Raw genomic sequence first — 10,916 nt, forward strand, 5'->3', positions numbered from 1 at the left:
TGGTAATGGATATATCGGGTTATGGCTCAGGCTCCGCGCACGATTGATCATCAGTTGGCTTACTCCATGTTCCCCATCTGGCTGGGGGCGATCCTGCTATTGCTGGTCCTGCTGGCGTGGGCCCAGATCCCGGCTGCCAGCCGGATTGAAGAGCAGCGAATGAAGGAGCATCTGCTGCGCGTGACCAAGGCGGTGCAGGCGGATGTGGCCGCTCTGGATGCATTCAGTCGGGATTGGGGCATCTGGGATGACAGCCATCGTTTTATGGACAACAAAAGCAGGGCGTACATCGAATCCAACCTGTTCAGTGATATGCCGATGCGGGATTTTAGTCTCAACCTGATGAGCTTCATGGATCTCACCGGCTACGAAATCTGGACGCGCACCCTGCTACCCGATGCGCCGGGGATCAATCCGGACCAGTTTCCCTACTTCCTTGATGAACTGAAAAAGCAGTTGAGAGAACGCTCGGTGGCGCAAGGGGGCATTAATCTGCACGGGATCCGTGCTTCCCAGTGGGGGCCGCTGATGTACTCGTGGCAGCCGATCAGAAATAGTGACGAGTCGGCACCGTTCAACGGTTTCTTGCTGGTTGTACGTTGGCTCGACAAGGCCTATCTCGAGCAGGTATCGGAGCGTACCGCGCAGCCTCTGGCGATTTCCCACGCCAATCTGGATATCACCGCTACCTTCAAACAACTGAAACCGCAAATAACGTATCGCCTGATCGACCTTGGGCTCACCCGGCTTAGGGGAGAGGTGCGACTGCTCAACAGCGATAACCAGCCGGTGCTGACTCTGGTGATTGAGGAGGAGAGAAAGATCTTGAGTGGTGTCATGGAGGGGGCGCTCTGGACCTTTATCGGCATGCTGTTTATCAGTTTTATCTGCGTCATGATCGCCATGTATCGGCTCAATAGCATTGTGCTTACCCCGTTGCAGCAGCTGGTGTCGGCGCTGCAACGCTTTGGCGATCGGCCAGATGCCACCTTGATCCCCTATATCGACAGCAGCGCCGAGATGGCGACCCTGAGTGGCAAGTTCAGGGAGATGGCCAGCAAGGTTAGTCAGCAACACGATGATTTGTTGGAAAAATCCAGCCAGATGGAGATGGCTGCATTCACCGATCCCTTGACCCGTTGCTTCAATCGTCGCTATCTCGATGGCTGGTTGCAGGCCAACCGGGCCAAACCTTGTCTGTTATTGCTGCTGGATCTTGATCATTTCAAGCGGATCAATGACCGCCTTGGCCATGACATCGGGGATCTGGTGCTGAAACAGTTGGCGGATCTGCTGCGCAAGGTGGTGACAGGAGAGCGCGAGCCGATCATCCGGCTGGGCGGGGAGGAGTTCTTGTTGCTGCTACAAGTGGATGACGAGCAAGAGTTGGCGTTGCGGGTCGAATATCTGCGCCAGCGTGTCGCTCAGCACCGCTTTGGCAGAGAGGATGCGCCACTCTGGTTGACGGTGTCTCTGGGGTTCTGCCGCTATCCGTTGCACCCGGAGTGTCCGGATTCATTCTGGAGTCACAGCTTCAAACTGGCGGACATGGCGCTGTATCAGGCCAAAGTCGGCGGGCGAAATCGGTGGTGTGGCTACGCTGGTAGCCTCTCTGTGGAGGGAATGGGCCAGACTCCGGAACAGCTTGCCGAAGGGGGGCATATCACCCTGCTGCACTCTGTCAATCCGGATTAACCCTGCCGTACCAATACCAGATAGGCCAGGGCGACAATAAAACCGAGCAGGATAAAGAGAAAGGATCCGATTCCCCACACGGCCGCGAGAAAGGCCCTCACCTTTTGCCATTTCGACTCATTTTTCATAAATAAACCATTACTTCCCAGTAACTTGCATGGCGCAAAAAATACGCTGATTTGCCCACATTAACAACAATTAATAGCCACTCTGCCGCGCAATAAGATGTGGTTTGTTTGCTCCTTTTGGCGCTGGATGCGGGTAGTTACAACCTGTCCAAACAGGTATTTCAGCTTGTTGTCTGGGGGCTCAACGAGATTGGGAGGGCGCGCAAAGATGTCACACCAATCGATTTATTTCTGTGCAACCTTTGCTCCAAGTCAATAACTTTGCATTTACAAGGGCATATAGTCAGCGGGCTTACAGCATCAAATGAAAACAAAAAAAGGGATTACGTGATGAAAAAATTACTTCCTCTGATGATTGCCGCTGCAGTGACCTCTCCTTTCGCCATGGCCCATCAGGCTGGTGATATTCTGGTTCGTGGTGGTTTGGCCATCGTTTCTCCTCAGGAGAGCAGTGATGATGTGCTTAACACTGGTGAGTTTCAGATTGATAGCAATCAACAGCTTGGCCTGACCCTCGGTTATATGATCACCGACAACTGGGGGGTTGAGTTGCTGGCTGCAACCCCGTTCTCCCATCGTGTGAGCACTGCTGGATTGGGGGAAATTGCCAAGGTTAAGCATCTGCCACCTACATTGATGGCCCAGTACTATTTTGGCGATGCCAAGAGCAAGGTTCGCCCGTATGTTGGTGTGGGCGTGAACTACACCACTTTCTTTGATGAAAAAGCGGTCGGTGCATTGGCACAGCTGGGTGATGTCAACGTGAGTCTGGATGATTCATGGGGTCTGGCTGGGCAGGTTGGTATCGATATGGCGATCACTGACCGCTGGTTTGTAAACGGTTCAGCCTGGATCATGGATATCGATACAGATGTGAACGTCGATGTGAATGGTAGCCGTGCTGCGACCATTAAGACTAACATCGACCCGATGGCCTTTATGGTAGGTGTTGGCTACCGCTTCTAATGATTCTGACTGCGGTTCTGAACGGATCGTGGAAGATAGCAAAGTACGTCTCTTTCAGCCCGGCTTGTGCCGGGCTTTTTTCATATGGCTGATTTTGTCTGGACTGTGATCCAACCCGATACAAATCAATTAAATACCTGCCGCTATATTTCAGTTATTCGCCACCCCTGCCGATAGTGACTATGTTCACTTTACCTTCCCCCCAATGAGTGAGGATGTCTCCATGGGTTTATCTATCGTGCAGCGGATCATCGCCGGATTCGTGTTGATGCTGCTGTTGCTGATCCTGCTTGGTGTGATCAGTACCTTTAAAATCAAGGGTATAAATGACGGCCTCTCTGCCGTATCTGACCGGGCAACCCCGCTGGTGGTGGCTGTCGCAGGTCTCAAGGGGGCACTGCAGGATAGCAACCGCTGGGTGCTGGTCTACCGCACCAGTGAAGATGCCGCCCAGTTGCCGCAGCTGGCCAATCAGTTCAAGGAGCAGCAGAACCGCTTCGCCCAGCTGAGTCAGGAGATGGGTAAATTTACCGACGTAGCGGATGCTCGTGCCCGCTTCCAGCAGGTCGAGAGTGCTACCACCCAATTTTATGGCTTGGCGGATCAGGTGTTGGCCCAGCATCGGCAGTGGGTCAGTGCACTGGAGCAGCGCCACAATCTGGAGATGGAATTTATCCGCCTTGAGGATACCTACCAGTGGGCGGCGGATCTGCTGTTGCAACAGACTGCCAGCAAGCGCTCCATGCGCAACAAGGCGGAGCTCATTACCTCGGGTATCGCCCGCGATCTGAAGAATATCCGCCGTGCCGATGCCAAAACCGACCTGAATGAGCTGGAAAAGGTGTTGAGCAAGGACATCGAAATGGCCCGCAAGCGGTTGGAGCGGGTAGTGGTGCCCGATGATGTAAAAGCGCGCTTTGTCTCCAATCTGGATCGGATGCAGGAGTTGGCGCTCGGCGCTCAGGGCTTGCTGGCGACCATGCGTCAGGCTCAGCAACTGGCGCTGTCGCTGGCCACGCAAAATCAGCAGCTGGATGCCAGTCTGGTCAACAGCCTCAATTTGCTCGATGAGATGGGCAAGTCCGCCGGTGCCATCGCCAGTGATAGCCGGATCAACGCCGATGCGGCGGTCAGCAGTGCCAGCTTCTGGATCCTGGTGGTTGCCGCGATGTCGGCCGTTGCCGCGCTGGTGATCGGCTATACCACTGCGCGCAGCATTCAGCGCCCGTTGCAGATGATCAACAAGGAGCTCGATTACATGGCGGCCGGTGACATGACCCGCCGCATCAACTACCGCAGCAGTTGCGAATTTGGCAGCCTCTCTCGCTCCATCGATACGCTGGCGGGCAAGACTGGTGAGCTGCTCTCTCAAATCAATGCAGGCTCTCGCCATCTGGTGGATGAGGCGAGCCGCGCCGCCGAGATCAGCGAACGGGCCATGTCCCGGGTACAGGAGCAGAAGAGCCAGACCGATCAGGTGGCCGCCGCCATTACCGAGCTGGAAGTGAGCGCCACCGAGGTGGCCCGCTCTACCGATGGCACCAAGCGGGAAGTGGACCTGGCCGATGAAGAGGCGCGCAATGGTCGCCAGAAAGTGGCCACCACTCGCCGGATCACCGAGCAGCTGGCTGGCGCCATGGAGGAAGCGGTCGGGATCACCTACAAGCTGGGCGAATTCAGTAACAACATTGGCAGCATTCTCGATGTGATCCGCAGCATCGCCGAGCAGACCAACCTGCTGGCCTTGAACGCCGCCATCGAAGCGGCCCGTGCTGGCGATGCCGGCCGCGGTTTTGCGGTGGTGGCCGATGAGGTACGGGCGCTGGCCAATCGCACCCAGACTTCGACCGAAGAGATCCAGGGGATGATTGAGAACCTGCAGAGCTCCAGCAAGCATGTGGTTGAAGTGATGGGGCGCAGCCAGGAGCAGACCCAGAGCTGTGTCGAGCAGACCCGCGAGATGGATGTGGCGCTGCAATCCATTGCCGAGCGGATGGGGGCCATCAAGTCGATGGCGGATCAGGTGGCCCATGCCGCTCAGGAGCAGATCTCCGTCAGTCAGGGGGTCGCTCGTCATATCGCCGGTATTGCCGATGTGGCATACGAGACCGAGCGGGAGGCGCGGGAATCCGCCAGCAGCAGCGAAGTGCTGGCCGACCTGGTCGCCAAACAGCAGCAATTGATCGCACATTTCAAGGTCTAGGAGGGCTTATGTCTAAAAAGTGGATTGGAGCCCTGAGTCTCCTGTTGTGTGGCCAGCTGATGGCCAGCGAGCTGGTGATTGAAAGCTGGCGAACCGATGACAAGGCGTTGTGGGAGCAGAAGATTATCCCGGCATTTGAAGCGGCGCATCCCGGCATCAAGGTGAGTTTTCATCCGGTGCAAAACGTCAACTACATACCCACTCTGTGGGAGAGTCTGAAAGGGGGCAAAGCGGGGGATCTCATTACCTGTCGTCCGTTTGATGACTCGCTCGCCCTGTTCAAGGCGGGCCATCTGGCCGAGCTGACCGAAATGGCAGGAATGGAGAACTTCCCGAGTTTTGCCCAGTCACCCTGGCAGACCGATTCCGGTGCCCAGACCTTCTGTGTGCCGATGGCCTCGGTGATCCATGGCTTCTTCTATAACAAGAAGATACTCAGTGAATTGGGGATCACCTTGCCTCAAACCCGCGACCAGTTCTTTGCCGTGCTGGACAAGATCAAGGCCGACGGGCGTTATGTGCCGTTGGCCATGAGCGGTTCCGAGAGTTGGGTTGCCTCCGAACTGGGGTTCCAGAACATTGGTCCCAACTACTGGAAGGGAGAGGACGGCCGTCTGGCACTGATCGGCGGACAGGAGCGGTTGGACAACCCGCAATATGTGAAGGTGTTCGACGAGCTGGCCCGCTGGCGTTCCTACCTCGGTGAAGGTGGTGAGAGCCGCGATTATGCGACCAGCAACGAGCTGTTCACCTCGGGCAAGGCCGCCTTCTACGTGGCGGGCTCCTGGGAGATTGCCCCCTTCACCGGCAAGGTCGATTTTGGCGTCATGCGCCCGCCGGTGGCCAAACAGGGTGATGGCTGTTTCTTTACCGATCACACCGATATCGGTATGGGGATGAACCCGGCCAGCAAGAATAAAGAGGGGGCAATGGCTTTTCTGCAGTGGCTGACGACGCCGCAATTTGCCGAGCTCTATACCAACTCGCTGCCGGGATTCTTCTCCCTCTCCAACCACTTCTTCGATGTCACCAATCCGGCGGCCAAAGAGATGATGGAGTGGCGCGATCAGTGTGACTCGACCATTCGGGTGGCGACCCAGATCCTCTCCCGTGGTACGCCCAAGTTGGGGGATGAACTGGCAGAGGTGAGTCAGGCTGTGCTGCTTGGCAAGATGGAGCCCAAAGCTGCCGCTGATCGACTGGAAAGTGGCTTGAAGGGCTGGTATGCCCCTCATCAGGGCAACAAGGCCAAGAGCGCGGATTGTCAGTGTGATGCGGTTGCCCCTGCTCCTGTTTCGGCGCCGACGACTGAGGTGTCCGCAGCTCCCGCGACCAGTGAAACATCGGCCGTGGTGTCACCGGCTGTGACTCCCGCAGAACCCGCATCAGCGGCCGCTGCCCCATTACCGGCGCCGTCGGATGAGGTGGAGCAGGCGCTCTCCAACGAGCTGGAGGCGCCACAGCAGCCACAGCAATAGGTCATCGGCATCAATAAAAACGGGAGGTATCAGCCTCCCGTTTTTTTTATGGCTCGTGGCCAGCATGTATCGCTTTATTGTGCTTCGTGGGGCCAGCGGCAGAGGCTGCCGATGCGGGCAACCGGGGCAAACCCCAGAGAGCGGTAAATGCGCTGGGCATGGTAATGCTCGTCAGCCACTATGATTAGCTGCTTGGCGCGGGATAATCCTGCGCGAGCCACTTGACTCAGCAGCTGGCGGCATAACCCCTGGTTGCGCCACGCCTGGTGCGTGCGTACCAACTGGAAGCGCCCAAGTGTGCCGCAGAAGAAGAGGCCACAGCTGGCGACCAGTTGTCCCTCTTTCCAGATCCCCCACCAGTCCCCGAGACCATCGGCAATCATGGCCTGATAGAGCGCCTGGCGGGATCGCAGATAGGGGAGATAGCTCTGTTCCGAGTGTCCCTCATCCCGTTCATGGAGTTCGAAGTCGAGCCACTCAGGCCAATCAGCAGTGGTGAAGGTACGTGCCTCAACCTTGTTTATGTCGCCGTGAGGAGGTGGGCAACTCTGTTCATCCAGTGCCAGCACCACGCACTCCATATATTGGTAACCCGTTGCGACAAAACCGGCGATCCGGCTGTTTTGCCCGGCCGCCAGTGGCCATTGGAAGGTGCGGTGGCGCACTCGAGGATCCTGGCCGATCAGCTGATCAAATGTGGCTTCCAGCCAGCCTTTGTCACGGTCGCTGGGCGGGGTGGGGAGCAGCAGGTAGTTGCCGAAGTAGTAGTCGGGAGCATCCGGCGTGCGAACCGCCCAGAACTGATCGTGCTGAACAACCTCGCCCTGATAGCGATCGAACAGTAAGTCGGTGGCAAAGCCGGGATGGGTATCCATGATGGTGCTCCTGCAAAGACTCATTCTGTTATCGGCAGGAGTGGGAAATAGATGAAAAGGGGCCGGAGAAACCTCCGGCCAAACAATCACACGCAGATTCAGAACGTCCAGGACGATCTGCCCCCATCATAACTCGACTGGGGCAATTTTGGGATGGGCACTTTTCGGTTACGTACCGTTAATTTTGTAAATATGAAGTTCGTCAGATCGGATGTGAGGTAAATCCCTGTTGACTTTGTGTCGTTTTGCTCATAAATATAAAGACGTTTAGACGTCCAAACATCCGTTTTGACGTGGGCAGATGGATTGCAGGACAGGGAGAAGAGCAGATGGGATTTCACAGTGCACGTCAGGTTGAGGCGCTCAACCAGAGCTTGGCAGATTTGAATGGCGATATATCGGTCAGTTTCGAGTTTTTTCCGCCCAATAGTGAAGGGATGGAGAATACCCTCTGGCAGTCCATCGAACGGCTGAAAGTGCTGGAACCCAAGTTCGTCTCCGTCACCTATGGCGCCAACTCCGGCACCCGTGATCGCACCCACAAGGTGATCAAGGACATCAAGGAGCGGACCGGCCTGATTGCGGCGCCGCACCTGACCTGTATCGATGCCAGTCGCGACGAGCTGCGCACCATCGCCCGCGACTACTGGAACAGCGGTATTCGTCATATCGTGGCTCTGCGCGGTGATTTGCCGCAGGGGTTGGAGAAGCCGGATATGTATGCCACCGACCTGGTTGCCCTGCTCAAGTCGGAGGCTGACTTCGATATCTCGGTTGCCGCCTATCCGGAAGGGCACCCGGAGGCCAAGAGTGCGCAATCCGACCTGCTCAACCTCAAGCGCAAGATTGATGCCGGTGCCAACCGCGCCATCACTCAGTTCTTCTTCGATGTGGAAACGTATTTGCGCTTTCGGGATCGCTGCGCCGCTATCGGCATCGATGCCGAAATCGTGCCGGGGATCCTGCCGGTCTCCAACTATCAGACCCTGGCCAAGTTTGCCGGTTTTACCAACGTGAAGATCCCGCGTTGGATGCATCAGCGTTTCGAGGGGCTGGATAACGATCAGATGACCCGCAATCTGGTGGGGGCGAGCATCGCCATCGATCAGGTGCGCGTGCTGAGTCAGGAAGGGGTGAAGGATTTCCACTTCTATACCCTGAACCGCTCCGAGCTGACCTATGCCATCTGCCATACCTTGGGGGTTCGTCCCAAGGGTTGACCGGTAGCCACCGCGATAAAAGCAAAAAGCCAATGAGTTGCTCATTGGCTTTTTCGTTATGGCCGATTATCAAGGTCTGGTCGGGGCGATCTCTTTTGGCTCAAGATCGATAACCGCATTACCGGCAGCCCCCGGATACTGGCGATAGACCTGATCCTGCTCCAGTGTGTAGAAGGTATCCAGATAGTCGTCGTTGTTGGTCATCCAGGAGTCGGGCAGTGCCTTGACGATGCGACCGCCGAGATCGAGGAAGGGTAGGGCTTCCGGCACGCCACCCGCAGTAAAGCCGAGTTTGAGAGCTTCAATCAGCAGGGCGCTCAGCTCCTTGTAGTTGACGTTGTCATCCTGCTCCATCATCACCACATCGACGGCACCCCAGCGATAGCGATCCCAGTAAACCAGGATCTGGTTGGGGGTGTAGTCTGTGTTGTCATAGTCGAGGTAGGGCATGTCGACAATATCGACTACTGGCTCATCCCGACTGGGATTGACCCCTGCGACCACCGCATACACTTCGGCCGCGCCGAGCAGCCAGGGCTCCTGATCATCCTTCAGTCTGATCTTTTTCAGGATACTGGTCTTGAGTGGCGCCGTGCTGGCCGCCACTCGCGGAGCGCTTTGCAGATCCGCATCGGCCAGCGCCTTGCGCATCACCTTCAAGCCTGCGTTCTTGGCTTTGACGGGATCGGCTTCGACTACCAGAACCGGCCGGGCCGGTGCCTTGTCCACATCCAGATAGACGGGATTGCCAGTGCTGTCGAACGCTTCAATGGCGCTCCAGCTCTTCTCATCCCCACTAGGAACATAGGCGACCAGCGGTTCGATGCCCTGTTGCACTGCGGCGGCCTGATCGGTGTTGGCCAGTCGCAACTGCATCAGTTGCTTGACCTCGCCATCCAGTCCTTGCCGGCTGATGGCCGCCTGGTTGGCATCGCTCGCCTGCCGTTTAAGCCGTGGGCTGGCCTTCTGCAGCAGGTTGGGAAGCGGGCTCTGGTATTGCTGATTGCTCAGCAGGGGCAGCAGGTTTTTCTGCTGAAGTGCGAGCTGGCGAGCCAGCTCTCGATCCGTATCGGCAGCCTGGACGCTCGTAGCACCCAGTATGGCCAGTAGTAACAAGACAGCCTGATTTTTCATTTTTATACTCCGTTGCATGGAACCTGACAGGGCAACACGTCCGGGAAGATTGGTGCCCTAGCGCCACTAGAAGGAAATTAGTTTCACTTGTGAATCATTTTATGTGGATAGTGTGCAGAGGTTCACGGTTTGAGGTTCAATTGATTCCTTTGTCGATATGATTGGAACTGATAGATAGCCAGACCAATCAGCAGACCCCAGCAGGCTGCCGCGATGCCGAGCAGGCTGATCCCGGACGCGGTAATGATAAAGGTAAGCAGCGCAGCTTCTCGGGCTTCATCCTGTTGCAAGGCAGAGTGCAGACTGCTGCCGATGGTGCCTAGCAGGGCCAATCCGGCGACGCAGGTGACAAGGGCTGCCGGAAAGGCGCTAAACAGGGCCGCGACGGTCGCGCCGAAGCAGCCGGTCACAAGATAAAAGCAACCCGCCCAAACCGCAGCAGGCCAGCGGCGTTTGGTATCCGGGTCGACCTCTTTGCCCATGCAGATGGCTGCAGTGATGGCGGCCAGATTGAAGGCATAGCCGCCAAAAGGGGCGAGCAGCAGGCCAGTCAGGCCAGTCCAGCTGATCAGCGAGGAGGTGGAAGGCTGATAGCCGTGGGCCCGCAAGATGGCAATTCCCGGCATGTTTTGCGATGTCATGGTGACAATGAACAGCGGCAGCGCGATACCAAACAGGGCATCAAGGGAGAAGACTGGCCATGTCCAGACCGGGCTGGCGAGTTGCCAGTGAAGGGTGCCCAGTTGCAATCCCCCCCGCACGCTGCAGGTCAGCATCCCCACTCCCAGTACTAGCACCATGGTATAGCGGGGCCAGAGATGACGACCCAGCAGGAAGGCCAGCAGCAGGGTGCCAAGCAGCAAGGGATCTTGCGGGGCGACCTTGAATAGATCCAATCCGAATCTGAGCAGCACGCCAGCGAGCATGGCGGCGGCCAGTGGAGCCGGAATATGTTTCATCAAACGGTCGAACCAGCCGCTGATGCCACACAGAGTGATCAGCAGGGACGAGATCACAAAGGCGCCGATGGCTTCCGCCAGAGTGAAGTTGCCCAGCGTGGTGATCAGCAGTGCCGCGCCCGGTGTGGACCAGGCGGTTAGTATGGGTATGCGGTAATAGAGAGAGAGGCCGATGCAGCTCACCCCCATGCCGATCCCCAGCGTCCAGAGCCAGGAGGCAACTTGGGCAGTATCAGCACCCGCTGCCGTGGCGGCCTG

8 protein-coding genes (1 of these 8 running past the window's edge) are annotated in these 10,916 nt (G+C 57.0%); 5 read left to right on the forward strand and 3 right to left on the reverse strand.

Annotated features, from left to right (window positions below; genetic code table 11):
* Positions 1-21 precede the first annotated feature (21 nt).
* The 4 genes from ACTG2W_RS15715 (at position 22) to ACTG2W_RS15730 (ending at position 6,470) form a co-directional block, all read left to right on the forward strand.
* On the forward strand, positions 22-1,695 hold the full coding sequence (locus ACTG2W_RS15715) for a diguanylate cyclase (protein ID WP_106843544.1): 1,674 nt from the start codon (positions 22-24) through the stop codon (positions 1,693-1,695).
* Positions 1,696-2,153: 458 nt separating this feature from the next.
* Positions 2,154-2,789 carry an outer membrane protein OmpW gene (gene ompW, locus ACTG2W_RS15720; RefSeq protein ID WP_106843545.1) on the forward strand — a complete coding sequence of 212 codons (636 nt, stop codon included), beginning with the start codon at positions 2,154-2,156 and terminating at the stop codon, positions 2,787-2,789.
* 223 nt (positions 2,790-3,012) lie between these two features.
* Complete coding sequence (locus tag ACTG2W_RS15725; RefSeq protein WP_106843546.1) at positions 3,013-4,992, forward strand: HAMP domain-containing methyl-accepting chemotaxis protein; 1,980 nt, start codon at positions 3,013-3,015, stop codon at positions 4,990-4,992.
* A gap of 8 nt (positions 4,993-5,000) precedes the next feature.
* Positions 5,001-6,470 (forward strand): ABC transporter substrate-binding protein, encoded by a 1,470-nt coding sequence (locus ACTG2W_RS15730; RefSeq protein ID WP_106843547.1) that lies wholly within the window; start codon positions 5,001-5,003, stop codon positions 6,468-6,470.
* A 74-nt stretch (positions 6,471-6,544) separates the two neighbouring features.
* Here the strand turns inward: ACTG2W_RS15730 and ACTG2W_RS15735 are convergent, their stop codons facing one another.
* Positions 6,545-7,345: a GNAT family N-acetyltransferase gene (locus tag ACTG2W_RS15735; RefSeq protein ID WP_106843548.1), complete on the reverse strand. Its 801-nt coding sequence runs from the start codon at positions 7,343-7,345 to the stop codon at positions 6,545-6,547.
* Between the two features lie 329 nt (positions 7,346-7,674).
* Between ACTG2W_RS15735 and metF the strand changes: the two genes are divergently transcribed.
* Entirely contained in the window at positions 7,675-8,565 is an 891-nt protein-coding gene (metF, locus tag ACTG2W_RS15740; protein ID WP_005340191.1) for a methylenetetrahydrofolate reductase, read from the forward strand.
* A 69-nt stretch (positions 8,566-8,634) separates the two neighbouring features.
* Here the strand turns inward: metF and ACTG2W_RS15745 are convergent, their stop codons facing one another.
* Both ACTG2W_RS15745 and ACTG2W_RS15750 read right to left on the reverse strand, forming a co-directional pair.
* Positions 8,635-9,699 (reverse strand): DUF3103 family protein, encoded by a 1,065-nt coding sequence (locus ACTG2W_RS15745; protein ID WP_106843549.1) that lies wholly within the window; start codon positions 9,697-9,699, stop codon positions 8,635-8,637.
* A gap of 122 nt (positions 9,700-9,821) precedes the next feature.
* A protein-coding gene (locus ACTG2W_RS15750; RefSeq protein WP_106843550.1) for a benzoate/H(+) symporter BenE family transporter crosses the window boundary here: on the reverse strand, positions 9,822-10,916 show its 3' portion. Its footprint extends 81 nt past the window's final position; only the last 1,095 of its 1,176 coding nucleotides appear in the window; the start codon falls outside the window, past its right edge; its stop codon occupies positions 9,822-9,824.

It is taken from the genome of Aeromonas sp. 96A, assembly GCF_051919165.1.
Lineage (GTDB): Bacteria > Pseudomonadota > Gammaproteobacteria > Enterobacterales > Aeromonadaceae > Aeromonas > Aeromonas veronii.